27 protein-coding genes are annotated in these 25,104 nt (G+C 68.1%); 12 read left to right on the forward strand and 15 right to left on the reverse strand.

Going from position 1 to position 25,104, the window contains the following annotated elements; genetic code table 11:
- Positions 1–141 precede the first annotated feature (141 nt).
- Positions 142–1,176, reverse strand: a complete 1,035-nt coding sequence (locus FHU31_RS16250; protein ID WP_167159885.1) for an acyl-CoA dehydrogenase family protein — start codon at positions 1,174–1,176, stop codon at positions 142–144.
- Between the two features lie 99 nt (positions 1,177–1,275).
- Between FHU31_RS16250 and FHU31_RS16255 the strand changes: the two genes are divergently transcribed.
- On the forward strand, positions 1,276–1,908 hold the full coding sequence (locus tag FHU31_RS16255; RefSeq protein WP_263988246.1) for an FKBP-type peptidyl-prolyl cis-trans isomerase: 633 nt from the start codon (positions 1,276–1,278) through the stop codon (positions 1,906–1,908).
- Here the strand turns inward: FHU31_RS16255 and FHU31_RS16260 are convergent, their stop codons facing one another.
- On the reverse strand, positions 1,909–3,663 hold the full coding sequence (locus FHU31_RS16260) for an MOSC and FAD-binding oxidoreductase domain-containing protein (RefSeq protein ID WP_167159889.1): 1,755 nt from the start codon (positions 3,661–3,663) through the stop codon (positions 1,909–1,911).
- A 155-nt stretch (positions 3,664–3,818) separates the two neighbouring features.
- On the opposite strand from FHU31_RS16260, the gene FHU31_RS16265 reads away from it, so the two are divergent.
- Together FHU31_RS16265 and FHU31_RS16270 are read left to right on the forward strand one after the other, a co-directional pair.
- Complete coding sequence (locus FHU31_RS16265; RefSeq protein WP_167159890.1) at positions 3,819–4,208, forward strand: TA system antitoxin ParD family protein; 390 nt, start codon at positions 3,819–3,821, stop codon at positions 4,206–4,208.
- Positions 4,209–4,219: 11 nt separating this feature from the next.
- Positions 4,220–4,798 (forward strand): ATPase, encoded by a 579-nt coding sequence (locus tag FHU31_RS16270; RefSeq protein ID WP_167159891.1) that lies wholly within the window; start codon positions 4,220–4,222, stop codon positions 4,796–4,798.
- An 11-nt stretch (positions 4,799–4,809) separates the two neighbouring features.
- Here FHU31_RS16270 and FHU31_RS16275 read toward each other — a convergent pair whose 3' ends face one another.
- The gene (locus tag FHU31_RS16275; protein ID WP_167159892.1) at positions 4,810–6,030 is read right to left on the reverse strand and encodes an oxygenase MpaB family protein; all 1,221 of its coding nucleotides are present in this window, start codon (positions 6,028–6,030) and stop codon (positions 4,810–4,812) included.
- A 70-nt stretch (positions 6,031–6,100) separates the two neighbouring features.
- Here FHU31_RS16275 and FHU31_RS16280 point away from each other — a divergent pair, with 70 nt between their 5' ends.
- The 4 genes from FHU31_RS16280 to FHU31_RS16295 all read left to right on the forward strand — a co-directional run bounded on the left by FHU31_RS16280 (position 6,101) and on the right by FHU31_RS16295 (position 9,081).
- Positions 6,101–6,745 carry a TetR/AcrR family transcriptional regulator gene (locus FHU31_RS16280; RefSeq protein WP_167159893.1) on the forward strand — a complete coding sequence of 215 codons (645 nt, stop codon included), beginning with the start codon at positions 6,101–6,103 and terminating at the stop codon, positions 6,743–6,745.
- Positions 6,746–6,780: 35 nt separating this feature from the next.
- Complete coding sequence (locus FHU31_RS16285; protein WP_167159894.1) at positions 6,781–7,656, forward strand: sialate O-acetylesterase; 876 nt, start codon at positions 6,781–6,783, stop codon at positions 7,654–7,656.
- A gap of 131 nt (positions 7,657–7,787) precedes the next feature.
- Entirely contained in the window at positions 7,788–8,672 is an 885-nt protein-coding gene (locus tag FHU31_RS16290) for a cutinase family protein (RefSeq protein WP_263988245.1), read from the forward strand.
- A gap of 43 nt (positions 8,673–8,715) precedes the next feature.
- Positions 8,716–9,081: an Hsp15 family ribosome-associated heat shock protein gene (locus FHU31_RS16295; RefSeq protein ID WP_167159896.1), complete on the forward strand. Its 366-nt coding sequence runs from the start codon at positions 8,716–8,718 to the stop codon at positions 9,079–9,081.
- 10 nt (positions 9,082–9,091) lie between these two features.
- Here FHU31_RS16295 and FHU31_RS16300 read toward each other — a convergent pair whose 3' ends face one another.
- From FHU31_RS16300 to FHU31_RS16330, 7 genes are all read right to left on the reverse strand, one after another.
- Complete coding sequence (locus FHU31_RS16300; protein WP_167159898.1) at positions 9,092–10,276, reverse strand: acyltransferase family protein; 1,185 nt, start codon at positions 10,274–10,276, stop codon at positions 9,092–9,094.
- Positions 10,277–10,360: 84 nt separating this feature from the next.
- The gene (locus FHU31_RS16305; RefSeq protein WP_167159900.1) at positions 10,361–11,443 is read right to left on the reverse strand and encodes a threonine aldolase family protein; all 1,083 of its coding nucleotides are present in this window, start codon (positions 11,441–11,443) and stop codon (positions 10,361–10,363) included.
- Positions 11,444–11,448: 5 nt separating this feature from the next.
- Positions 11,449–12,090 carry a hypothetical protein gene (locus FHU31_RS16310; RefSeq protein WP_167159902.1) on the reverse strand — a complete coding sequence of 214 codons (642 nt, stop codon included), beginning with the start codon at positions 12,088–12,090 and terminating at the stop codon, positions 11,449–11,451.
- Positions 12,091–12,201: 111 nt separating this feature from the next.
- Positions 12,202–13,083 carry a TIGR03854 family LLM class F420-dependent oxidoreductase gene (locus FHU31_RS16315; protein WP_167159904.1) on the reverse strand — a complete coding sequence of 294 codons (882 nt, stop codon included), beginning with the start codon at positions 13,081–13,083 and terminating at the stop codon, positions 12,202–12,204.
- Between the two features lie 176 nt (positions 13,084–13,259).
- Complete coding sequence (locus FHU31_RS16320) at positions 13,260–14,174, reverse strand: extracellular catalytic domain type 1 short-chain-length polyhydroxyalkanoate depolymerase (RefSeq protein ID WP_409371270.1); 915 nt, start codon at positions 14,172–14,174, stop codon at positions 13,260–13,262.
- A 523-nt stretch (positions 14,175–14,697) separates the two neighbouring features.
- Positions 14,698–15,090: a hypothetical protein gene (locus FHU31_RS16325; protein WP_167159906.1), complete on the reverse strand. Its 393-nt coding sequence runs from the start codon at positions 15,088–15,090 to the stop codon at positions 14,698–14,700.
- Between the two features lie 474 nt (positions 15,091–15,564).
- On the reverse strand, positions 15,565–15,942 hold the full coding sequence (locus tag FHU31_RS16330; protein WP_167159908.1) for an NYN domain-containing protein: 378 nt from the start codon (positions 15,940–15,942) through the stop codon (positions 15,565–15,567).
- A 26-nt stretch (positions 15,943–15,968) separates the two neighbouring features.
- On the opposite strand from FHU31_RS16330, the gene FHU31_RS16335 reads away from it, so the two are divergent.
- Genes FHU31_RS16335 through FHU31_RS16350 form a run of 4 tightly spaced genes read left to right on the forward strand, consistent with a single transcriptional unit; the run spans position 15,969 to position 19,555 of the window.
- Complete coding sequence (locus FHU31_RS16335; protein ID WP_167159910.1) at positions 15,969–16,406, forward strand: helix-turn-helix transcriptional regulator; 438 nt, start codon at positions 15,969–15,971, stop codon at positions 16,404–16,406.
- A 14-nt stretch (positions 16,407–16,420) separates the two neighbouring features.
- The gene (locus tag FHU31_RS16340; protein WP_263988249.1) at positions 16,421–16,831 is read left to right on the forward strand and encodes a VOC family protein; all 411 of its coding nucleotides are present in this window, start codon (positions 16,421–16,423) and stop codon (positions 16,829–16,831) included.
- A 28-nt stretch (positions 16,832–16,859) separates the two neighbouring features.
- The gene (locus tag FHU31_RS16345; RefSeq protein ID WP_167159914.1) at positions 16,860–17,168 is read left to right on the forward strand and encodes a DUF1801 domain-containing protein; all 309 of its coding nucleotides are present in this window, start codon (positions 16,860–16,862) and stop codon (positions 17,166–17,168) included.
- On the forward strand, positions 17,165–19,555 hold the full coding sequence (locus FHU31_RS16350) for an ATP-binding cassette domain-containing protein (RefSeq protein WP_167159916.1): 2,391 nt from the start codon (positions 17,165–17,167) through the stop codon (positions 19,553–19,555). The genes FHU31_RS16345 and FHU31_RS16350 overlap by 4 nt, the downstream gene beginning before the upstream one ends.
- On the opposite strand, the gene FHU31_RS16355 is transcribed toward FHU31_RS16350, so the two are convergent.
- A complete protein-coding gene (locus FHU31_RS16355) occupies positions 19,556–21,013 on the reverse strand; it encodes an FAD-dependent oxidoreductase (protein ID WP_167159918.1) in 1,458 nt (485 codons plus the stop codon).
- A 68-nt stretch (positions 21,014–21,081) separates the two neighbouring features.
- Between FHU31_RS16355 and FHU31_RS16360 the strand changes: the two genes are divergently transcribed.
- Positions 21,082–21,636 (forward strand): DUF4334 domain-containing protein, encoded by a 555-nt coding sequence (locus FHU31_RS16360; RefSeq protein ID WP_167159920.1) that lies wholly within the window; start codon positions 21,082–21,084, stop codon positions 21,634–21,636.
- Here FHU31_RS16360 and FHU31_RS16365 read toward each other — a convergent pair.
- From FHU31_RS16365 to tpx, 4 genes are all read right to left on the reverse strand, one after another.
- Positions 21,619–22,455, reverse strand: coding sequence for an SAM-dependent methyltransferase (locus FHU31_RS16365; protein ID WP_167159922.1), 837 nt, complete (start codon positions 22,453–22,455; stop codon positions 21,619–21,621). The two genes, FHU31_RS16360 and FHU31_RS16365, sit on opposite strands and share 18 nt — an antisense overlap.
- Positions 22,456–22,539: 84 nt before the next feature.
- Complete coding sequence (locus FHU31_RS16370) at positions 22,540–23,592, reverse strand: M48 family metallopeptidase (RefSeq protein WP_167159924.1); 1,053 nt, start codon at positions 23,590–23,592, stop codon at positions 22,540–22,542.
- 104 nt (positions 23,593–23,696) lie between these two features.
- Positions 23,697–24,323: an NlpC/P60 family peptidoglycan-binding protein RipD gene (gene ripD, locus FHU31_RS16375; protein WP_167159926.1), complete on the reverse strand. Its 627-nt coding sequence runs from the start codon at positions 24,321–24,323 to the stop codon at positions 23,697–23,699.
- 223 nt (positions 24,324–24,546) lie between these two features.
- Positions 24,547–25,041, reverse strand: a complete 495-nt coding sequence (gene tpx / locus FHU31_RS16380) for a thiol peroxidase (RefSeq protein WP_090357370.1) — start codon at positions 25,039–25,041, stop codon at positions 24,547–24,549.
- Positions 25,042–25,104 lie beyond the last annotated feature (63 nt).

The raw sequence follows: 25,104 nt of genomic DNA on the forward strand, positions 1-25,104 counted from the left end.
GGTTTCCCCTGACCGACACGGAAGCGGAGCATCCCCATGCTTGACCCGACTCCCGCGTGCATCATGACCGATCGCTCACTGGGAGCGCAACCAATTTTGATTGCGGCGCTTCGCTTCGCGCGTGCGATGTTCGAACCGAGTTCAGGACGAAAACCGGCCCACCAGAAGCTCTTTGAGCTCGGGACGACTCGCCGCGACCACGGTGAAGGTGGCGTTCCTGGCCAGCAGCTGCGCGGGTGAGGAGATCGTCAACGCCGGTCCGCCGGTGGCGGCCACCAAAGCGCCCGCCGCCCGCACCGCCAACTCGGCCCCTTCGGCCCTCGCCGCCAGCAGCTCAGCCGAGTCCGCCATACCGGCATCCAGACGTGCGCGGACGGCGTCGGCCTTGGCCTGCAATGCGATTGCGGCATCACCATGGCCCAGCGCGCCGATCAGTCGGGTGCACCGCCCGGCAATGCCCAGCGGTAACGTGCCGTTCAGGCGTGAGCCGAAGTTCTGATTCGCCATGAAATCCGGGCGACTGACCTGGCTCACGATGCGATCGTCCGGAATCAAGAGGCCGTCGATGTCCAGCGACACCGTCCGTGTCGCGTCGGCGACGAACAGCGGAACGGCGCTGACGTTGGCGATTCCGGCTTGCGGCTTCGCCGGAATCACCCCCGCGACGATATCGCCGGTGGCGATATCACCCGCGGATATCTGAAGCAGATCGATGATGCCCCAGCCACTCACGAACGGCGCGTGACCCGACAACCGCCATCCGCCGTCGACGCGCTCGGCGCGCACCCGCGGAGGAACCGGGACCGCACCGGCGTAGGCCACGCCACCCCGGATCCGCCCGGCCACGACCTCCGGCAGCACCTCGTCGCGCAGCGCGGTGTTCGGGGAGGCGGCCAGCGCCGCAACCATGCCGTGATGCTGCACCCAGGTGAATGTGGTGGGCAGGCACGCCCCGGCCAGCGTCTCGAGGATCTCCACCATCTGTGGCAGCCCGAGGCCCGGTCCGCCCAGCTGGGCAGGCGCCGCGATGCCGTACAACCCGGACTCGGCAAGCCGCTGCCAGTGGCCCGCCGGCACGGCTCCCGTCCGATCCACCTCCACCGACGCGGGAAACAGCACGCCATCGGCGATATCGTGGGCCGCCGCGACCAGACGTGCCGTGTCGGTATCGGTCACGACGCCGACGGTAACCCAGCGGTGCCCGCGATGGTGGTCCACGCTCCCCGGCCGGGGCTAGCGGCCAAGCCCATATCGCGCGGTTGTAGCGTGACGGTCGTGAACTCTTCCCGTGTCTCTGCCTCTGTCGCACTCCTGGCCGGTGCCGCTTCCCTGGTCATGACGCTTTCCGCATGCGGCTCGGACTCGGACACGTCGTCGAAACCCTCGGCGAGCTCGCCGTCGATCGCTCAGGTCGGGTCCTCGATTCCCGAAGCTCCCCCGGCGACCCCCAGCTGCCCCACCGCGGCCCCTGCAAGCGCCGGGACACCCGAGTGGACGTTGGCAGGCACCACCGGCAACGTCGAGGTCAGTGGCTCCACCGATACGACGGCGCCGTATGTGAAGGTCGGCGGACCGTTCAGCGTCACCGAGACCCAGGTGCACACCCTCAAAGCCGGCGACGGACCTGTGGTGTCCCCGACGGCGACCGTGCTGGTCTGCTACATGGGCGTCAACGGTCGCGACGGCTCGGTGTTCGACAGCAGCTACGAGCGCGGCACCCCGGCCGATTTTCCGCTGAACGGCGTCGTGCCCGGCTTCCAGAAGGCCATCGCGGGCCAGAAGGTCGGGTCCACCGTCGCGGTCGCGATGAACTCGGCCGACGGCTACCCCAACGGGCAGCCGGCTGCCGGAATCCAGGCCGGCGACAGCCTCGTGTTCGCGATCAAGATCCTGGACGCGACCGCCTGATCACAGGTCGATGACCACGTCGTTCCGGGGCGTGGACACACACAGCAGCACGTTTCCCGCGGCCGGCGGCTCCAGCGGCTCCAGGGTGTAGTCGACGTCACCGGCGAGCAGGGCTGTTTCGCAGTTGTGGCACACGCCGGTGCGGCATGACCATCGGGCCGGCACATCACATGCCTCCGCGAACTCGAGCATGCTGCCGTACCCGGTGCCCCACGGCGCCGACAGCGCGCTGCGGGCGAATTGCACCATGGGTCCCGTACCGACGGGGCCGCGCGGCGGATGCGGTGCAACGGGTGCGGTCGGCATCAGCCCCGGCGTGAGTGCGGTACGGGCGCCGAAAATCTCGGTGCTGATCTTGGTGGCGTCGACACCGCACTCGACAAGCGCCTCGCCGACCTCCCGCATGAACGCCTCCGGACCACACACGAACACGGATGCGTCAACCGGAAGATCGAGCCGGCGCAGCGCATCCACCGATATCCGGCCCGGCTCGTCATAGTCGACGCCGATTCGGTCGGACTGCGTCGGCGCACTGAAGTAGACCCGAGATTCGCTGCGCGGCAGCGTCTTCAACAGATCACGCACTTCCGCGGCGAAGGCCTGGCGGGCGCCGTCGCGCGCCCCGTGCAGCCACCACACCGAACGATCCCGGTGGGCCGCGGCGAGGGCGTGCAACATCGACAGCATCGGGGTCACTCCTACTCCGGCCGAGATCAGGATCACCGGGCCGGTATCGGTCCCGAGAACGAAAGTCCCACGCGGCGCGGCGATGTCGAGCGCTGCACCGACGGCGACGTGCTCGTGAATCCACCGGCTGACCGCACCCTGCGATTCGCGTTTGACGCCGATGCGATATCTGCCCGAGGTGGGATCATTCGACAGCGAGTAGTTCCGAATGAGACTGCTCGTGCCACCGTCGACGGGTACCCGCACCGCAATCGACTGCCCCGCCTGCCATTCGGGCAGCGGCTGCGCGTCGGCCAGGGTGAACGAGGTCACCTCCAAGCCCTCGCGTTCGACCTCGACCACCCGCAGCGTGCGCCACCCGGACCACGCCGGCGGGCCCGCGGACATCCCCGTCAGCCCGGGATTCCCGGCTGGGGCAGCGTTTTCCCCGGCATCGTCGAGCAGAGCCCGCAGCGAGGTCTTCCATCCCGGGCTCAACGCGTCGACACGCAGTGCCCGTTGCAGACCGGCGCGCGGATGGCCCGGCAGATAGAGCAACGCGTCGATCTCGGCCACGGTCACACCTTCCGGGCCGTCGGCGACCTTCACGATGTCATCGCCGGCCTGGACGTGCCCTTCACGCAATACCCGACAATAGAATCCGGGCCGACGGTGCGAGACCAGGAGAGCGGCCATCCGCGGCTCATCGAGGCGCAGACCCAGTCGATAGCACGTGACTCTTGGCTGCGTCACCTCAAGAAGGGCCTCGCCGATCTGATACCGGTCACCGATACACACCTCGTCGTCGGGCAGTCCGTCGACGGTGAAGTTCTCCCCGAAGTCACCAGGGTGCAGGTCGCGATCGAGTTCGCCCATCCAATGCCGGTACGAGTCGAGTTGATAAACCAGCACCGCGCGGTTCTCTCCGCCGTGGCCGCCGAGATCGCCCTGGCCGTCGCCGTCGATGTTGAGCCGGCGGACCATCCGCGGGCCCTCGACCGGCGTCTTCCAGGCTCCCGTATAGACGATGCGGTCCTTCCAGGGCACCTCTGCCGGCAATCCGACATTCACCGATGCGAGTGTCGCCATGGCCGTTGAGCCTAGTTCCACCAGACACTTTCCGGAGGGTGTCGGCCACCCAACCCCGGGCTGCGCATCCGGCCGGGCCGCGGCCGTTGGCGGAACCCCACCCAGCGCTGTAGCATATTGCTACATATCGTTGCACTCTGCTACAGGAGCCTATCGTGACTGACGTCGCCGACAAGCCGACCCGCATTGCCGCCGACCTGTTCGACAGCGCGGCAGCTGAAGGCCGCAGGCAGAGCCGCTCAGCCAAGCAGCAGCTCGATCACTGGGCCCGCGTGGGGCGGGCGGTGTCCGCACAACAGACCGCCCCCCGCCGCCGGGTCGAGGCCGCCCTGTCCGGAACCCTGCCCCTGGCCGACCTCTCCGAAGAAGAAGGTGTGGTGTTCAACGCCGAGATCAGCGCCGCCATCGAAGAGAAGTTGGTGCGCTCCGACTACGGTGCCGCCCTGGCGGCGCGCGGCATCACCACGGTGGCCATCGACGAGGACGGCCAGCTGGTCGAGTACCACCCCGACGGCACCTCCGTGGCGCTGGGCCCGGCGTCCTGACCTGAGCGGCGGTGAAACGTCTCGACCTCGTCGTCGGCCCCAACGGAGCGGGTAAATCCACCTTCGTCGAACTGACCCTCGCTCCCCTGCTGCCCGGCAGTGCATTCGTCAATGCCGATGAGATCGCCAAGCGGCGCTGGCCCGACGATCCTGCGGCACATTCCTACGAGGCGGCACGGATCGCCGCAACGACCCGGTCCGCGTTGATCGCGCGGGGCGACTCGTTCATCGCCGAAACCGTCTTCTCCCACCCGTCGAAACTCGAGCTGATCACCGAAGCTGCAACTGCCGGATACGTTGTCGCGCTTCATATCCTGATCATCCCCGAGGAGTTGGCGGTTCATCGGGTGCGGCTGCGCGTGTCTGCCGGCGGGCACAGCGTTCCCGAGGACAAGATCCGCGAACGCCACCGGCGGCTGTGGACCCTGGTCGCGCGGGCCGCCCGAATCGCCGACAACACCACCGTGTACGACAATTCGGCCGTCCGGGGGCCACGTGTCGTGGCACAGATCAGTTCCGGCTTGCTGATCGGACAACCCGGTTGGCCGGACTGGGCCGCCGACGAGTTGACGCGCCAGTGGCCGCAGTGATCGCGGCGCGGCTATGCCACCCGGCTCACGTGTGCGGCGGATTCGCCGACGGCCACCTCGCCGTCACCGATCATCGTCCGTAGCAACGCGAGCTGTTCCCGCTGTCCACGCAGGGCGGCGCGCTCCATCCCGCCGGGAGCCGCCATGGCGATCACGCTGCGAACCACATTGACCGGCAACCGCATCAGCGGGTACCACGGCGGCACGTGGGCGGGCAGCCCCAGCATTCTCATCCCCCTGGGACCGAGGAACGCACTGGTCACCGACAGGTGCTGAAGGCGCGCCAGCCGCCGCCGCAGCCCACGCAGGCTGTCGTAGTGCCACCCCAGGGGGTCGTCCGCCATGGGTACAGCCAACTGGCGGGTCGACTCGTCGGGGGTCGACAGAGCCGTCAGCGTGTGGAACAGGATCCGGATGGCATCACGGAAACTGTTCGGCAACCATTCGTCCTCGACACCGATGAGCCACCCCACGTAGCGCGTCAGATGGGCGATGGCCTCCAGATCCTCTGGTGCGTTGAGGATTCCCATCCCGAGTCCACCCACCGGTGGTGCGATGAGCGCACCGACCAGCGTCGCCGCCATATCGGTCTGGTTGACCGGCACACCCCAGGCCTCGGCGCGCCAATCCGGCATCTGCCCGACATGCCTGCGCACGAAGGAATGGATGAGTCGCACGCGGATCGTGGACCGGTACCCGATTCCCCGCGGTTGCAGCCCGTCCTCGGAGATGACGTCCATGGCCCACTGCATGGTCTCGGCGAAGCGCTTGTTGGAACCCTTCTCCAGCGCCCCGGTGCGCAACAGCGTCTTGTTGAAACCGGCGAACTGATACCCGCCCAGCAGGGATACATCCCGCGCGACGTACATGCCGTCCGCACCACCCCGGCGCAACGCCCGCTGGCCGCGCCGCAGCACCGCGGGATCCACCCAGTCGGGTACCGCCTCGACCGTGCGGAAGAAATCACGCAGCGGTTGCGGCGCCTCGGGAACGCTCGCGATGCCCTCGGCGAGCGCCCGGTCGAACAAGGGGCGGGTCTGCGCCAGGCCGGTGTCGATCATCCAGTCCAGCAGCCGATCCATGGGCTCGTCACCGACGGTGAGCCGCTCCCCCAGGCTGCGCCACTGGTCAGCGGACGGGGTGCGGATCCCGAGTGCCAGCGCCAGCAGCTTGATCATCCCGGGTACCGGACGGGGCGACTCGGGATGGCGAGTCGGAATATGCGCGGACATCGGTGCTCCCCTTTGAGCCTTTTGGACTACGTGTGTGATCAAAAATAGGTCCGGGGGTAAGGTGCTGTCAATGAAACGCGCGGAAGTGGTGCGCGACTACGGCGGCATCTCAGCAGCGGACCGTCGCGCCGAACGTCGCCGCAAGCTGATCTCCGCCGGCCGGCGGATCTGGGGGGAATCCGGCCTCAACGAGGTCACCGTGCGCGGCGTCTGCGCGTCAGCGGGCTTGATCACCCGCTATTTCTACGAACAGTTCGAGAGCCGCGAGGCCCTCCTCTTCGCGATCATCGACGAGGTGCGCGTGCAGCTGCTTGAAGCCATGCTCGTGGCGGGCATCGGCGAGAGCGGGGACCTGCGGGACAAACTCCGCGCGGCGCTGACGGCGTTTCTGAACATCGTCGCCGAGGACCCGCACCTGCACCGGATCGTCTCCGGCGACGTGACGGGTGTGCCCGGTCTGCTCGAACACCGGATGCAGCTGCTCGACATGATCGTCGCCTCGATCATCGAACAGGCCCCCTCGGTGCTGGGCGCGCGACTGCCCGAACCGGCGATCCTGCGCCGCGGCGCCGTGTTCATGGTCGGCGGCGTCAACCAGATCATCGCGGAGTGGTTACGCAATCCGTCGAACCCCGACACCGAGACGGTCGAGGAACTGGCCAGCGCCTGCGCCGGCCTGTGCGTCGCGGTCGTTCAGGACACCGTCGAGCGGTAGCCGACGCCCCGCGCCGCGGTTGTACTGTGCAAGACATGCCGAACCGCCGTGACCCCGACGGCGACGTGCCCTTGTGGAGACGGACCGCACGCGAAGTCAAGAGCGCGGTCACACGTCTCCTCGCCCCGAAGGGCATTTCCGTGACGCCGCCGGATGATCCCTATCTGATCGTCCCGATCCTGGGGCAGTCGAACGCATTCGGCATGGGGTTGCCGCTCGACGCGGCCGACACACCCCACCCGCTGGTACACCAGTGGGCCAACAGTGGGCGAGCCAAGAACACCGCGATCCTCGCCGTCGACCCGCTCCTGCATGAGACTCCTTCGCGGCGTGTCGGTTTCGGCGTGACATTCGGCAAAGCGCTTGCGGAGGCGACCAACCGCCCCGTACTCCTGGTGCCCTGCGCACGCGGCGACACCTCGTTCCACCCGAAGAACGGCTACACCTGGGATATCGCGAACACCACGACTCGGCGCAATCTGTACCGGGAAGCGGTGGCCTCGATCAACGCGGCGCTCGCCCGCTATCCGGATGCCACTGTGGCCGTGGTGCTGTGGCACCAGGGCGAGTCCGATGTCCCGCTCCTGACAGCGCCGGACTATCAGCGCAGACTCGACGCGCTATTCGAGGATCTGCGCGCCCGATACGGCCCCGAACTGCCGATCATCGTGGGCGGCATGGTTCCCGAGGAGATGGAACACAGCGGCAAGGACTACCGGCCGATCAACGCCGTGCACGAGGACACCCCGCGCCGACTCCCGCGGACGGCCTTCGTCCCAGGCCACCGCAACGCGTTCAACAGCGACACCGATCGGCACTACAACGCCTCCGGTGTCCGCGCCATGGGCAGCGATATGTGGGAGGCCTACCGGCAGCTCGACGCCCACAGACTCGATAGCTACCGGCGCTGAGGGGCGACCGCGGTCGGATGCCGGAGGCGCCGCCGCGGATGACCCCCAATTTCTAAAAAGACGTTGTGGCTTCGGTGATAGGACTCTGGCGGTCCGACGCAGTCGGCCTCGCCCTGTGTCAGCATGAGTCCGTGACCTCCTGGCGCAACGTTGCTGCGGTCGGTGTCGCCGCCGCCGCAACAGCGATTCTGCAGAATGCGGCAATCCCGGCCGCCCACGCGGTGGGCTGCCCGGACGCCGAGGTGATCTTCGCCCGAGGGACCACCGAAGACCCCGGTCCCGGTCCCACCGGTGCCGACTTCATCGCCGCGCTCCGTGACCGACTTCCGGGTAAGTCCGTGGGGACCTACGCGGTGGACTATCCGGCCACCCTCGATTTCGCCACCGCCGTCAGCGGTATCTCCGACGCGCGGGCGCGCATCCTGTCGACCGCAGCCACCTGCCCGGACACCAAGATGGTGCTGGGCGGGTTCTCCCAGGGCGCCGCGGTGATGGGATTCGTCACCTCCAGCACCATCCCCGATGGTGTGGACCCCGCCACCGTGCCCGCACCGATGCCGCCTGAGATAGCCAATCACGTTGCCGCAGTTACCCTTTTCGGAAAGCCTTCGGCCCGTTTCATGCGTGCCATCAACGATCCCACGGTCAACGTCGGCCCCAACTACCTGGCCAAGACCGTCGATCTGTGCGTCGACAACGATCTGGTGTGCGACCCGGCCGGGCGCAGTTTCTCCGCTCACAACACCTACTTCGACGCCGGAATGGTCGACCAGGCGGCCGCTTTCGCCGCCAATGCCCTGCAGGCGAGTTGGGCCGCCACGGCCCCCGCGGCGCCGTCCACGGGGCCGGCCCCCGCGGCGTCGATTCCCGTGACCGCACACCTGGGTGGCACGCCGCCGCCCGTCACCCGCACCCCTGCCGCCCCGCTCGGGCCGCCGCCCGGTCCCGTGATGGCGGCGGCGCCGGCGCCGGGTATCGCACCAGGGCCGGGCGCACCCACCGCACCGGTCCTCTAGACATCCGAGCCGCACTGCGACACCGGCAGGTCATGATGGACCCATGGAGTCGACGCGCGTAGATCGCTGGCTGTGGGCCGTGCGAGTGACCAAGACCCGGCCGGACGCCGCGGAAGCCTGCCGCGCGGGACACGTGCGTGTCAACGACCGGACGGCGAAACCCGCCACCACGGTGGTCCCGGGTGACACGGTCCGCGCCCGCGTGGGCGACACCACCCGGATCGTCGAAGTGGTCCGGGTGATCCAGAAGCGGGTCGGCGCCGCCGATGCCGTGACCTGCTACCTCGACCGGACACCTGCCGCGCCACCAGCCGTCGCCGCACCGGTGGCCATCCGCGACCGCGGTGCCGGCCGTCCGACCAAACGGGACCGGCGCGTCCTGGACAAATGGCGAGCCGGCCGGCTGTGACACCGTGGATTCAGGCGGCCCTGGTACGGGTGCCGACCTGCGCACCGGCCGAACCGGCGAGCGGCAGGACGGCGGCCTTTCTCCGAATCTCCCAGCGGTGCAGGGCCATTCGGCAGGGTTCCTCGATGAGGGCGTAGCTCACCGCGGCCATCGCCAGGCCGAAGAACAAGGTGAGCACGAGAACCCCGACGAACCCGCCGGCCGACGGATGCCGGTCCAGCATCGGAAACACCAGGCTCAACGCGGCCAGATGCCAGATGAACAAGCCGTAGGACCATTCACCCAAGGTGACCATCACCGGGCTGGCCAGCACTCGGTGCGACGCCGACGGCCGGTCCAGTACCAGCGGTGCCAGCAGTGCCCAGGCGATGATGGCGCCCATCGCCGTTCTGAAGGCGAACTGCTCGACGCTGGCGTGTACCCCCACGGCCGGAATCGCCAGCGGCGACGCCGACAGTACATAGGCGACGAGTGCGAGGGCCGCCATCGGCACCGGGCGGCGGGCGAGGCGGTGCATGCGGCCCTCGGGACGGCAGGTCAGTTCGGCGAGCAGCATGCCGACGGCGAACCAGGAGGCGTACGCAGGCGCCCAGTTGAGCGGATTCGCCTCATAGGGAGCCGGGATGGGCAGGTAACCCCAGCCGAGGCTGGCCACCGCAACCGCCACGATGGCGGGCACCCGCATCCTGACCGGAAGCTTCGCCGCAGCCAACGCCAGCAGGGGCAGCGCGAGATAGAACGTCACCTCGACCGACAGGCTCCACATCTGGGTCAGTCCGGCGACGAGCGTCTGCGGAACGTAGACCTGGGTGAGGGTCAGGTTGGCCAACCACACCGAAAGGTCGGCGAAATGGACGTCGGGCAGCAGCGCCAGAATGACGACCACCGCGACCAGATAAGCGGGCATGATCCGCACCAGCCGCGAGCGCAGGTACGGTCCGGTGGCAGGCGCCGGCCGCAACCCGTGGGCCGCGGCGGCATGCCCGCGCCAGAGCAGGAACCCCGACAGCGCGAAGAACACCGCCACCGCGAGATCCAGCCGGATCAGCAGGCGCCCATGCAGTCCGTGGAACTCTCCGGTCTGCACCGCGACATGGGTGACCACGACCGCAAGGGCAGCGGCCGCACGCAGGCCCTGCAGCGCCGGCAGAAACGTACGCGTCCCGCCGGCGGGTTCCGGTAGCGAATCCCCCACAACTCCTCAGTGTGCCCGACGGGCACTACCCGTGGTGCGCAGCGATGTGAATCCGATTCCTGCGAGCGTCGTCGACAGGCATGGTCACCGCGATGCGCGCGCGAATTCCTCTTCGATGACGGTGACGAAGTGGTCGACATCGGCTGCGGTGGTGTCCCATGCCGCCATCCACCGCACCTCGCCTCTAGCCCGGTCCCAGTCGTAGAAGCGCACCCGCTCCCGGATCTGATCGGCGATCGCGACGGGCAAGGTCGCGAACACCGCGTTCGCCGATGTCTCCTGGGTGAACGCCAGCCCCGGCAAGGTGCCCTCGGCGATGCCGGCCGACAGTGCCGCCCGCAGCCTGGCCGCCATGGCGTTGGCATGGCCGGCACTGCGGATACCCAATCCGCCGTCGAACAGAGCCAGCAATTGCGCCGAGGCGAAACGCATCTTGCTCGCCAGTTGCATCGTCAGCTTGCGCAGATACACCAGGCCGACGGCACGCTCGGGGTTGAGCACCACCACCGCTTCCGCACCGAGCAGGCCGTTCTTCGTCCCGCCGAGGCTCACGATGTCGATACCCGCGTCGGTGGTGAACTCACGCAACGGCACGTCGAGCGCCGCAGCCGCGTTCCACAACCGGGAACCGTCCATGTGCACCGTCATCCCGTGTGCGTGGGCGAAGTCGGTGAGGGCCCGCACCTCATCCACGGTGTACACGGTGCCCATCTCCGTGGCTTGGGTGATGCTCACGGCCAACGGCTGGGCCCGGTGCTCGTCGCCCCAGCCCCACGCCTCACGGGCGGCCAGCTCGGGGTTGAGCTTGCCGTCCGCCGTCGGCACCGTCAGCAGCTTGATGCCGGTCATGCGCTCGGGGGCGCCGGCTTCGTCGGTGTTGATGTGAGCGGTGGACGCCGTGACCACCGCGCCCCAGCGCGGCAGCACACTGGTCAACGCGACGACGTTCGCGCCAGTGCCGTTGAAGATCGGGAATACCTCAGCCTGTGCGCCGAAATGCTCCCGGACCACCTCGTGCAGGCGCGCGGTGTACACATCGCCTCCGTAGGCGACCTGGTGACCGCCGTTGGCGACGGCGATGGCCTCGAGCACCTCCGGGTGTACCCCGGCATAGTTGTCGCTTGCGAACCCGCGCCAGGACGGGTCGTGCAGACGCGTTACCGGCACTCCGGTTACGGCGTCGGCGGGCCGGGCGGAACGATGGGCGGTGCGGCCGGATCGGCCGGTGCCGCGGGGGCGGCCCCCGGTGCCGGATCGGTCACCCACGCCGGCGGGTGGGGATCGCTGAGCGCGACGTATCCCGGCGGCAGCGCCGGGCCGCCACCCGGGGTCCCGGCCGGCGGAAGAACGACCGGCAGTGCGGGCGTCGACGAACTCGGATCGGTCAGCGACGTGTAGCCGGGCGGCAGCTTGGGCGCGGGGCCCGCGCCGGGAGGCGCTCCGGCCCCGACTCCTGCGTCTTCGGGCGCCATCGTCAGCTCGTCGATGGGGTTCGCGCTGTGGAAGGTGTGCCAGATATCGCGGAGGTAACCGAGCTGCCCAGGTGTCTGGCCCTGGCCGTACTGCTGATTGGAGACCTCGGGCACCGGCGGGGCGCCGGCCGGCGGTGGGGGCTGCGCACCGGCGGGTTCGCCGGCCACCAATACCGGTTGACCGGGGGCGGGCGCAGCGACCGCGTCGGGTGCCCCGGGAGCCGGGGTCGGAATCAGTGGCTCGGGATCGGCACAGGCCTGACCGGCACCGGCCAGCGCGCCGCCCACGAGGAAACCGCCGACGAGCGCGGCCTTCACCGCAGTGGAGATCCGCTCAAACATCACTACAGGTTGTCCTCTCCTAGACACGTGCCCGTAATCCTCCCCGTCCGCCCGCTCCCGCGTCAACGCGAACGCACAGGGTCGGCCGGTCGGCGCACCGGGGCGAGCACCTCAGTTCTGCCGCGGAAGCAACTCCTCGGCGAATCTGTCCAGGAACTTCGCGTCGCCGGGGGCATCGAGTGGCCGGATGACGAACTTCGTCAGCCCGGCGGCGATGTACTCGTCGAGACGCCGGTGCAGGGTGGGCCAGTCGGGTGCGATCAGCTCGGACGGATCGAGGTCGGGTCGTCGCGCCCGAATCGCGTCGGCGACCGTAGGCGGCAGTTCGCCGTCACCGACCGCCAGGTTGATCCCGTAGTGGTCCGGTTCGATCACCCGCCCGGCCCGCTCGGCGGCTTCGATGATGGCCACCCGCGCCCGGCCGGCTTCCTGTGGCGTCAGAAAGCTGCCCAACCAACCGTCGGCCAGGTCACCGATCCGCCGAAACGCCGCCGGAGATGATCCACCCACCCAGATATCCAGCGGGACAGCCGGTTTCGGGACGATCACGGCGTCACGAACTCGGTGATACTCCCCGGTGAACGTCACCTCGTCCTCGCGCAGCACCGTCCGCAGCAGCCGCAGCGCTTCGTCGAACACCGCGGCGCGCCGACCGTGGGGCACCGGAAAGAGATCCCGTTCGGCCGGCGATGCCGAGCGCAGACCGAACACCGGAAGAACCCGTTTGGGCGCAAGCGCCGCCAGCGATACCAGCTCCTTGGCCACCAACACCGGATGCCGGCCCGGCAGCACGGCCACGGAGGTGCCGACCTTGAGCCGCTTCGTCCGAGCCAGCGCGAACGCCATCCCCACGACCGGGTCGACGGCGGGCGAATACACCAGCTCGGAGAACCAGAGCGAGTCGATGCCCGCACTCTCGAGATGGTCGACGATCGCCGGCAACCGCTCCGGGCCGACATCTGCTCCCAGCCCCACACCGAATCGGATCTTCACAGGCACCACCCTTCCCGATGTCACAACAGCGCGATGCGCAGTTTTGTGCCGGGTCTTAGTGGCCGCCTGTCAAGGTGACCGGGTCAGACGGTCCCCGGTGGCGACAACGCCTCGCTCGACGCGGTACGGGCGATCAGGGACCGGGTCGGTGCGATCGACAGTGGATCGTGCCCGGCTCAGCGGCTGTGTGCGTCGAAGAACTGCCACGACTCCTCCGACGCGTCGAACCCTCGGCTCGCCAAGCCCACGGCGTGCGCGGGCAACACCTCGGGTGCGCCGGGCCAGGTGTGCCCGCCGCCGTTGACGCGCATGAACACCACCTCGCCGCCGGGTGCGCAGGGCGCGAAGTCGATCCGATCGGTCTGCGTTCCGTCGCCGCTGGGGGCGAGCGGCTGCTGCGCGGGCGGACCGGCACAGCCGTTGAGCCGGCCCCACCGTTGCACCATCGCCGGCGCCGACACGATGTCGCTGGCACCGCCGCGGCCCATCATCGGCCCGCCGCCGAACGGGACGATCGGGTCGGCCGTGCCGTACGTCGCCATCACCGCAACGGGGCGTGATGGCGCGCAACCCACATTCGAGCCGACGGTGCCCGCGACGGGCGCGATGGCGGCGAACAGGTCGGCGCGGTCACAGGCCAGCCGATTGGCCATGAACGCGCCGGCCGACAGCCCGGTGAGGAACACACGACCGGGGCTGATCCCATAGTCGGACACCAGCTTTGACACCAATGTGGTGATGAAACCGACGTCGTCGACACCCTGGCGGTCCGGTACGGAGGCACCACGACCGTCGGCCCAGCTCATATCGATGCCATCGGGATAGACGACGGCGAAGCCGTGCGCGTCCGCCACGGCGTTGTAGTGGGTGAGCGCGGCCTGTTCGCGCCCGGACGCACCCGCGGCGTGCAAATTCACCACCAACGCCGACGGATGAGTCACCCCGGCCGGTACGTGTATCTCGTACGTCCGGGACAGACCCCCGACCTCGATTGCCGCCGCTCGTGCCGGCTCCGCGCCGACCACCGCGGTACCGAACATCACGGTCGCCGCGGCGCACATCGCGCCGGCCCGTTTCAGGACGCTAAGCATGGGCGCACCGTAGAGCGGTCTGGCGAACGTGTGCCGAACAGCAGGTGACCGGGGCCGGCCACAGCGCGCGCACAATGGGATCCAATATCGTGCTCAGAATTCGCGACACCTTTCCTGTTTAGCAAAATTCACAGCTTCACGTTGCGCAATTTGCCGATACCGCCGAGGTTATTAACGCGCTCGTCAGACGGTTTCGCTTCACATGCACATTCGCCGTCGATCGGCCGCGTTCGTCGATACACGGCGAATTAACCTTGATTTGCGGGATAATTCGCGCCGCACGACGGGCGCTCGAATGTGCGGACCCGGGACCGCCGCGGTGCGCGCGGCCCCGAACGCTGACCGTATGATGTTTTCGCACAACATTTTTCAGTACTTCACCGGCGACACGCCGGCGACGTCTGTGCCGACAGAGAAGGGTTCGAGATTGAGTCGGTCACGACGCCGAGGGGGAACTTGGCACGACCAATTCGCCGGCGGTATAAGGCTTCGCATTTCGGATATCACAGCCCGTCTGCTCAATTCACCGCCGTTCAATTCCATAGTGACGCGGAATTACGAATCGCGTCTGGCGCAATACCGTTCGACACTTCCGCCGGTCAATGCCGCCGATGCCGCCGTCGCCGACGCGCTGAAATCGGGTCACATCGCCGGCCACCGGGTCCGTCTGGACACCCACACCCAGGCCGCCGCCCAGCGCGCCGTCGACTGGCTGCGCGAACACAACCTCGCCGAGGCCGTCGAATACCTGCCGTTGCGCCTGCTCGAGGACGACCCGTCCCTGTTTCTGTGGGGCCTGGCCGAGGAGAACCTCGACATCGCCGAGCGGCACATCGGACTCCCGGTGCGCTATCACGGGTTGGAGGTGCGAGCCGAACGGGCCGCGCCCACCGATCCCCGACACCTGGTCCGCCACTGGCACCTCGATCTCGAAGACCGCCGGATGCTCAAGATCATCGTGTACCTGAGCGACGTCGACGAGAGCACCGGACCTTTCGAGTTCCTTCCGCTGGCCGCCAGCGACCAGACCCGGCAGACCCTGCGGGTGCGTCCCGGCCTCACCTTTCTGCCGGACGCGGATGTCACGGCGGCGGTGCCTTCATCGCTTTGGCAACGGGTGACCGGTCCGGCCGGGACAGCGGTGTACGCCGACACGGCCCGGCTGTTGCACCGGGTCAAAGCCCCGACGGGCGGTGACCGATATTCGGCCACCTTCGTCTACTCCAGTGATCGGCCCCGTCACGCGCTGGCCCGGTTCATGCCACCCGCGCATATCGTCGAGTCCGTGCTGGAGGATCTGACACCACGCCAGCGGCGGGCCCTGGCAGTGCCCGATCGCGCGAGCGGAGAATTCGGCCGAAAGACGTTGCGGTCCCTGATCGGTGACGGATCACCCAACCGACCCGTCGAGCAGATCGCGGAACCTCGACGCGGGGTACACCCGCGCACCGGTCGCGTGCACACGTTCGGCCAGGACGCGATCCGAGGTGACGACCGTGATCGCATCCGGGGCGGAGTCGGCATGCAGCAGCCGGACGATCTCGTCATCGGCCGAATTCGGCGCGGCCGCCGGCGCGTGCGCGATCTCGATCAGGGTGGAATGAATCGGCGGTGAGGGCCGCCGTTCCAGAACGACGGTCACCCGATGTCCGTCGGCCGCCCAGCCCTCGAGCTTGGTCACCAGCGCGACCATGGCCGCGTGGCGGTCCTTCCACCAGCCGTCCGGGCGTGCGCCGATGACGTTCATCGCGTCGATGATCCAGCGCACGGATGCGACGTTAGTAGAGTCCGGATATGGACTCCTCGGAGCAACGGCTACGTGATCTCAAGCTGCTGCGCCGAGTCCGGGACCGGATGGACCGCGAGTATGCGCAGCCGTTGGACGTCGAGGGGCTGGCCAGGGGTGTGAACATGTCGGCCGGGCATCTCTCGCGTCAGTTCAAGCTCGCCTTCGGCGAGTCGCCGTATTCGTATCTGATGACCCGTCGGATCGAGCGGGCGATGGCGCTGCTGCGCCGAGGTGATCTGACCGTCACCGAAGTCTGTTTCGCGGTGGGCTGCTCGTCGCTGGGGACCTTCAGCACCCGGTTCACCGAGTTGGTCGGCATGCCACCCAGCGCCTACCGCGAGCAGGCGGCGGGTTCGGTGGGACTCCCGTCGTGTATGGAGAAGAACGTGACCAAACCGATCAGGAATCGAGAAGCTCCGGCTGTGGGCCTGCACCTAGCGTGAATCGCATGGCGAACATCGATATCACCATCCACAACACCTTCCTGCCCCATGACGACCCCGAGGAATCGCTGGCGTTCTACCGGGACACGCTGGGTTTCCAGGTCCGCCTCGACGTCGGCTCCGGCAAGATGCGCTGGATCACCGTCGGGCCGCCCAACCAGCCCGCCACCTCGATCGTGCTGCACCCACCGGCCGTCGGCCCCGGCACCACCGACGAGGAGCGGCGCACCATCGCCGAGATGATGGCCAAGGGCACCTACGCGATCATCGTGCTCGCGACCAGCGACCTCGACGCCACCTTCGAGCGACTGCAGGGCACCGACGCGGACATCGTGCAGGAACCCACCGAGCAGCCCTACGGCGTGCGTGACTTCGCCGTTCGTGACCCGGCGGGCACCATGGTCCGCATCCAGGAAGTGCGATGACGACCGGAAAAGGAAAGGACTTTCACCGATGACCGCGAAACCCGGGAACGACTCCCCCACCGCCCCGATCGATGCGCGCATCCGCGAACTCGCCGACTGGCGCGGGGTGCCGGTGTGGTCGCACAAGGGCATGATCTGCACCGGCGAGACGTACAAGGATTACGTCAAGCTGACCTTCGCCAAGGGCGCCACCCTGTCCGACCCAGCTGGGCTGTTCAACTCCAGCCTGGACGGAAACACCCGGCGCGCCATCGATATTCGCGAGGACGACACGATCGATGAGCTGGCGCTGACCGCCCTGGTGCGCGAGGCAATCGAGCTGAACATCGCGCGATGACCCCGGTTGCCGACAGCCACGACCGGATCCGGGTGACCGGCGCGCGGGAGAACAACCTCAAGGACATCAGTCTCGAACTGCCCAAGCGCCGCCTGACGGTGTTCACCGGGGTGTCCGGTTCCGGCAAAAGCTCGCTGGTGTTCGACACGATCGCCGCCGAATCCCAGCGCCTGATCAACGAGACGTACAGCGCTTTTGTCCAGGGTTTCATGCCGACGCTGGCGCGCCCGGACGTCGACGTGCTCGAAGGACTGACCACCGCGATCATCGTCGACCAGCAGCGTCTGGGTACCGACCCCCGCTCGACGGTCGGTACCGTGACCGATACCGGTGCGATGCTGCGTATTTTGTTCAGCAGGCTGGGCATCCCGCATATCGGTTCACCCCAGGCATTTTCGTTCAATGTGGCCTCGATCAGCGGTGCCGGGGCGGTGACGATGGAACGGGGCGGCAAGACCGTCAAGGAGCGCCGCGAGTTCAGCATCACCGGCGGGATGTGCCCGCGCTGCGAGGGCCGCGGCACGGTCAACGATATCGACCTGAGCGCCCTGTATGACGACACCAAGTCCCTCAACGAGGGGGCACTGTCCATTCCCGGCTACAGCATGGACGGTTGGTACGGCCGGATCTTCCGGGGTTGTGGGTTCTTCGATCCGGACAAGCCGATCCGCAAGTTCACCAAGAAGGAACTGGATGCGCTGCTACACAAGGAGCCCACCAAGATCCAGGTGGACGGGATCAATCTGACCTACGCCGGTCTGATTCCGTCCATCGGAAAGTCCTTCCTGTCCAAGGATATCGACGCGATGCAGCCGCATATCCGGGCCTTCGTCGAGCGCGCGGTCACCTTCACGGTCTGCCCGGAGTGCGCCGGCACCAGGCTGTCGGAGCTGGCCCGCTCGTCGAAGATCCACGGCCGCAACATCGCCGAGGTCAGCGCGATGCAGATCAGTGACCTCGCCGACTGGATCACCGGGGTCGACGACCCCACCGTCGCGCCCTTGCTGACCGCGTTGCGCGCGACCCTGGATTCCTTCGTCGAGATCGGGCTGGGCTACCTTTCGCTGGACCGGCCATCGGCTACCTTGTCGGGCGGGGAAGCCCAGCGGGTCAAGATGATTCGCCAGCTCGGCTCGTCACTGACCGATGTCACCTACGTGTTCGACGAACCCACCGTGGGCCTGCATCCGCACGATATCGCGCGGATGAACGACCTACTGCTTCGACTGCGCGACAAGGGCAACACCGTACTGGTGGTCGAACACAAGCCGGAGACGATCGCGGTGGCCGACCACATCGTCGACCTGGGCCCGGGCGCAGGCACCGCGGGTGGCGAGGTGGTGTTCGAGGGTACTGTCGCCAAGCTCCGCAAGAGCGGCACGCTGACCGGACGCCATCTCGATGACCGGGCCGCCCTGAAGGACACCGTGCGCGAATCCACCGGAGCCATGGAGATCCGCGGCGCCGACACGCACAACCTCGCGGGGGTGGATGTCGATATCCCACTCGGTGTGCTCGTGGTGGTGACCGGGGTCGCAGGCTCAGGGAAGAGTTCGCTGATCCACGGCTCGGTCGCCGGACGCGAGGGTGTGGTGGCCGTCGACCAGTCCCCCATCCGCGGCTCCCGGCGCAGCAATCCCGCCACCTACACCGGTCTGCTCGAGCCGATCCGCAAGGCCTTCGCCAAGGCCAACGGGGTGAAACCGGCGCTGTTCAGCGCCAATTCGGACGGCGCCTGCCCGGCCTGTAAGGGCGCGGGGATCATCTACACCGATCTGGCGATCATGGCGGGGGTGTCGACGACGTGCGAGGAGTGCGAGGGCAGGCGGTTCGATTCGTCGGTACTGGCGTACACCTTTGGTGGCCGCAACATCAGCGAGGTGCTGGCCATGCCCGTGACCGAGGCGTCGGAGTTCTTCGGTGCCGCCGGCGGGCAGGAGCGCAGCGACTCAGGGAATCGAACTGGGCAGGAGATCCCGGCAGCGCAGAAGATCCTGCAGCGGCTGGCCGATGTGGGGTTGGGTTACGTGACGCTGGGCCAGCCGTTGACCACCCTGTCCGGCGGTGAGCGGCAACGGTTGAAACTCGCCTCCCAGCTGGCGGAGAAGGCCGACGTCTACGTGCTGGACGAGCCGACGTCGGGACTTCATCTGGCCGATGTCGACCAGCTCCTGGCCCTGCTGGACCACATCGTCGATTCAGGCAAATCGGTCATCGTCATCGAGCACCACCAGGCCGTGATGGCGCACGCGGACTGGATCATCGATCTGGGCCCCGGCGCGGGGCACGACGGCGGCCGGGTGGTCTTCGAGGGCCCACCACGCACGCTGGTCGATGATCGCGGCACACTGACCGGCGATCATCTGGCCGCCTATGTCGGCGCGTGATCAGGTCAGGGCCGAGTACATCAACCCGGACGGGTCGTAGCGGCGGCGCACCGCTGTCCACCGATCCAGGTTGGTGCCGAAGTAGCGTGCCGGCGCCACCCCTGGCTCCACGTAATTGACATAGGCTCCAACCGAATCCGGGTGGACCGCCGCGTGTGCGTCGGCCAGCCAGGCCGTCGCCGCGGCGATGTCCGGCGCCTCGGTATACCACTGCACACACGCCGCCTGGCGGCGCCACGGGAACGCGGTGTCGCCAGGCTGCTGATCGCCGATCGCCCCGTCCAGTGACTCCACGACGGCGGTCGCGGCACCCGAGGTCACCGGCCAGGCCGACATGGCGAACACCAGCTTTTCCGCCGTGGCCGGTGTCAGCGCCCCGAGGATGTCGGATCCGGCCACGAAGGCCCGCGGCCTGGTGGCGTCCGATCCGCCCGCGAAATAGTGCACCAGGTCCAGATGGCCGAAGGTCTTGACGGTGCTGCGCTGCGGCGCCACCCCGATCGCCGCACGCACGTCGGCGGCCGCGGCCGGCCCGGCACCCGCGGGTGTCGCCAGCACCACCGAGCAGCGCAGCCCGGGGTCCGGGCCCGCGGTGAGGTTCACCATGCCCCAGGTCGATCGCCCGGCAGCACCCAGCCAGCTGTGCCAGCCGGAGATCATCTGCACCGCAGCGGATTCCGGGAATGTCATGGTGACGACATCGCGATCGGCGGTGGCGAAGGTCCGGAAGTGCAACGATGTCACGACACCACAATTGCCCCCACCGCCGCCGCGTAACGCCCAGTACAGGTCGGCCTCACGGTCGGGTGATGCGGTGACCATGTCCCCGCCCGGCAGCACCACCACCGCGGAGACCAGCGCATCGCAGCTCAGACCGAAGCGACGCGCGTCGGACCCGAGACCACCACCCAGGGTGAGGCCGGAGACCCCGACGCTCGGACAGCTGCCGGTCGGGATGGCACGCCCGAAGGCAGCCAAGGCGGTCGGGACCGACGCCAGATCAACCCCGGCGGCAATGGTCGCGACGCCGGTTGCCGGGTCATAGCGCACCCCGCCGGGCAGTCCACGCAGATCGAGCACGAGCGCCTTGTCGGCCGCAGACGCGCCGATATAGGAGTGCCCGCCGCACCGCGGTGTCACTTTGACCGCATGGTCGGCGGCGAAGCGCATCGCCTTCTGTACGTCACCGGTCGAGGAGACCGAGACGACGGCCGCCGGCGTGGAATCGTCGTACCGGGCGTTGAAGATGCGCTTGGCCGAACCGTAGGCACCGTCGGCCGGGAGGACGACAGCTCCGTCGATGCCCTCGGCCAGGGTGCGCCAGTCCGGGCCGCCGGCGGCGGTCGGTGCGGGGCTCGCCCCGGGCTGCGATGTCGCGGGCGCACAGGCGCCCAGTGCCGCACCGGCGAGCAACCCGAGCGCACCGCGCACGAACGTCTGCCGTGCCAGCTCGACCATGGGATCAGGATGCCAGAGACCGAACCCCACATTGCCGAACTTGACACCTGTCAAGTATGGTTTCGGGCATGCTCGCCCAGGATGTGCTCACCACCGTGCCCACCACCACCGCCGAGGCACTGGAGGTGTTCGATGCCGCCCCGGCGGTGGAACCGGAGTTCATGCTCGGCACCTGGCGCGGCGCGGAGGTGCCCACCGGGCATCCGCTGGACGGTCTGCTGGCCGTCAGCGGATGGTGGGGCAAGCAGTTCCTGAGTGCGGAGAAGGTGCATCCGTTGCTCTTCCCCACCAGGGACGGCAATGCGCTGTGGGCGATGAACCCCGTGTTGGCGTTCGGCGGCCTCGGTGTCGCCACCAAACTGCCCTTCATCAAGCATCTTTCGCTGACACGGCCCGTCACCGCCTTGCGGCCGGTGTTGCGGACCTCAGCATCGAAGGCGAGGCTGCGCACCACCCGCTACCGCGGGGTAGACACCGCGACGATGATCTATGACCAACTGCCCATCAACGACGTCTTCCGCAAGCTGTCCGAGGACGAGGTGATCGGGGCGATGGATCTGCGCGGCGTGCCCCGCCCCTACTTCTTCGTGCTGCGCCGCGACACCTCACTGCCCGTCCTGTGATTTGACCGCCTCGACGAAGTAGCCGCGCGGCACACCCGGCACCTCGATCGGCACGACGGGCGCGAACCATCGCTTCCACGCGTTGCCCGGTACCGCGATATCGGTGACGACCGCCGTCCAGCCATGGCGCTCGGCCAACTCGCCCGGGGTGTCGGAACCGAACAACCACGGCGAGCCTTGTGCGGCCATCGATTCCAGCAGGCCGGCCATCGTCGGCGAATCCAGCAGGGCTTGCCCCACCACCTCGTAGAGCAACACCGAAGCGGGTGCCGACAGCGCATCGACGCGGGCGAACAGCGCCCGGACCTCGGCCGCCTTCAGGTACTGCAGCAGCCCCTCGATCAGCCACACCGACGGCGCGCCCGAATCGAACCCTGACGACGTCAGCGCGGCCGGCCAGTCGTCGGCCAGGTCGACCCCGACCGTCACCCGGTGGCAGCGCGGGGTATCACCGGACAGCAACCGGTCTTTGGCCTCGATGACCGCCGGCTGGTCGAGTTCGTAGACGCGCACTCCGTCCGGCCAGTCCAAGCGGTACGCCCGGGCATCCATCCCGGCGGCCAGGATCACCACCTGGCCCACGGTCGCCGTGGCGCGCAGCAGCGCCTCGTCCCAGAACCGCGTCCGCACCACGATCTGAGCGCCTGCCTGCTCACCGGCCGCGGCGATCGCCGCGTCCAGGTTGCGCTGACCGGTCGCGCCGGCAAGTTTCTCCGCGAACGGATCCGTGAACAGCCGGTCCTCCCGCACCGATTCTCTGGCCCGGATGGCCGCTACCAGCAGAGCTGTGCCGGCCACCGCTTCTCGCGTCTTGTGCATGGAGTCATCCTTGCCCGTGGGATGTACGAGTTGGTTCCGGCGCCGGCGACGAACGCGGACGGCACCTCGAGGCGGGTGCGCTCGTCACCGGTCCCCGCCGCGGTGCTGCCGCCACTGGGAGATCCTGCGGCCCACCGCATCCGCCGCGGTCGTCGCCGCCTGGCCGACACCGTCGGCGATGCCGCCGAGACCGTCGCGAATACCGCGGATCAGCGGATCGTCCGACTGGTCGAAACCGTCCTTGTAATGCCGGGCGGTCTCGGTCACGTCATCGACCCAGCCGGAGGTGTCGTCGGACCGCCGCGGATAGTCGCCCGCCAGCACCGCGCCGTAGCCGCCGGTGTCCACCCACGCCGTCAGCGCCGCGGCCCGCAGCACCGAGAACGGGTGGGTCTGCAACTCGAGATTGAGCAACTTGAGCAGTCCGTCGCGCATATCGCCGGTGCGTTCGTACTCCTGCGCCTGCGCCAGGAAAGCCTGCGAATCCAGCTTGTCCAGGTGGCCGCCGCCGGCGAGTTTGAGTTCCACCCGGATGGCCACGTCGACATCCTGGGCACACAGCAGGCCGGCGCGGTCCCCCGAAAGTTCGGATTTGCGTTGCCATTCCAGCAAGGCAGCCACAATGGCGCGCAGCGCCCAGCCACCGATGGGGATGAAACCGAACGACGAGGCCAGCCGCATCAGATGCATGACCATCGTGCGGTACACCGCGTGCCCGGACAGTGCATGGCCGAGCTCGTGACCGATCACGAAACGCATCTCGTCGTGCGACATCAGGTCGTAGAGCCCCGAGGTGATCACGATGAACGGGGTGTCCATACCGATCGTGTAGGCGTTGGCCAGCGGTGACTGCGTGACGAACAGCTCCGGCTTGGCCGGCGCATCGAGTACCTGCACGCACTCGTCGAGCAGGGCATCCAGATCGGCGAACTGCCGCGGCCCCACCCGCGCTGCGGAGGCCAGGTACAGCAGCCGGTGCTGACGCTCGCGCAGCGCGCCGGACAGTACCTTGAGTACCTGGTCGAAACCCTTGAGGTGGCGCAGCGCCGTCAGCGCCGTGCGGTCGGCCGGGTGCTCCCACGCGCGCGAGCTGATATCGGGGAAGACGGTTCGTGCCGTCGCCGGTGTGTGCTCCATACAGCTGCCTCCCTCGGCCGGCAGCTCAACCCTACGCAATCAGCGATTTGTGCACGCCTACCGGCGCTTACCGCCGGAGAACGTGCACAAATCGCGAGGGGGCGTCAGGCGATGATGCGTCCCAGATACGGCGTCATGGTGTCGGTGCGCACCGGCGAGACCGCGACGCCCTGGCTGGTGGTCTCCACCATCTGGCCGTTGCCGATGAACAGCGCCACGCTCTGAGTGCCGTCCGGTCCGTAGAAGATCAGGTCGCCGGGCAGCGCCTGCGCAGGCAGCACCTTCTGGGCCACCTTGTACTGCTCACCGGAGGACCTGGGCAGTTTGAGGCCGACGCCGGCGAACGCGTAGACCATGAGGCCGGAGGCGTCGAACCCGACGACGTTGGCGGACGGGTCGGCGACAGGCGATGCCGCCGCGGGCGCGGCCAGTCCCGGGAAGTTCAGCCCGGGCACCAGACCGGGGGTGCCGGCGGCCACCTGCGGGGTGCCGAATCCGGTCGCCGGGTCGGCGGCCAGTGGCGTGACCGCCTGCGGCACACCGATACTCGGGCCGTTGGCGTTGCCGCCGCCGTAGGTGAAGGGAACCCCGCGCTGGGACAGCGCGCGCTGGATCACGAAATCGATCGCCTGCTGGTTGCGCGCGGGCCGGCCGAACGGGTCCGCCGCGGCGATACCGGGGGTGGCCAGCAGCACTGCCAAGCCGATCAACAAGGCACAGATGCGCTTCATCCGAACCTCAACTCTCTGCAACTCACGCGGGATTCACGGTGTGACGTCGAAATTGACGGCCACTGAAGACAGTTCTACCGGCTTTTAGGGCAACAGCCCAAACTCAGTGCGGCACAACGCTGATGAGATGCAATACCGTGACACAAAAGTGACCGTGACACGAAAAAGCACCGGCCCGCCGCGCTGATCCGCGCGACCGGCCGGTGCCGTCGAACTGGGTGATCTACTGAGCCGCGGACAGTGCGGCGTCGTAGTCCGGCTCGCTGCCGATCTCCGGGACCAGCTGGGTGTAGGCGACGTTACCGTCGGCACCGATCACCACGATGGCGCGTCCGAGCAGGCCGGCCATCGGACCGTCGACGATGGTGATGCCGTAGTCCTCGCCGAAGCTGTCACGGAAGGCCGACGCGGTGGTGACGTTCTCGATACCTTCCGCACCACAGAAGCGCTTCTGCGCGAACGGCAGGTCCTTGGATACGTTGACCACGGTGGCACCGCCCGCGGCGGCCCGCTCGTTGAACGTCCGGACGCTGACCGCACACACCGGCGTGTCCACCGACGGGAAGATGTTCAGCACGACGGGCTTGCCGCTGAACTGCTCGTTGCTGACCACACCGAGGTCGGTGCCGGTCAGAGCGAAGCCGGGGGCCGGAGCGCCCACAGCAGGAAGCTCGCCAATGGTGTTGATGGGGTTCCCACGCAAGGTTATCTGTGCCATGGCGACCAGTCTGTCAAAGACCGGGTCCGGCGTGCAGGCCAGGGGCGCGATTGCGGGCACGGG

This window comes from Mycolicibacterium fluoranthenivorans (genome assembly GCF_011758805.1).
Taxonomy (GTDB): domain Bacteria; phylum Actinomycetota; class Actinomycetes; order Mycobacteriales; family Mycobacteriaceae; genus Mycobacterium; species Mycobacterium fluoranthenivorans.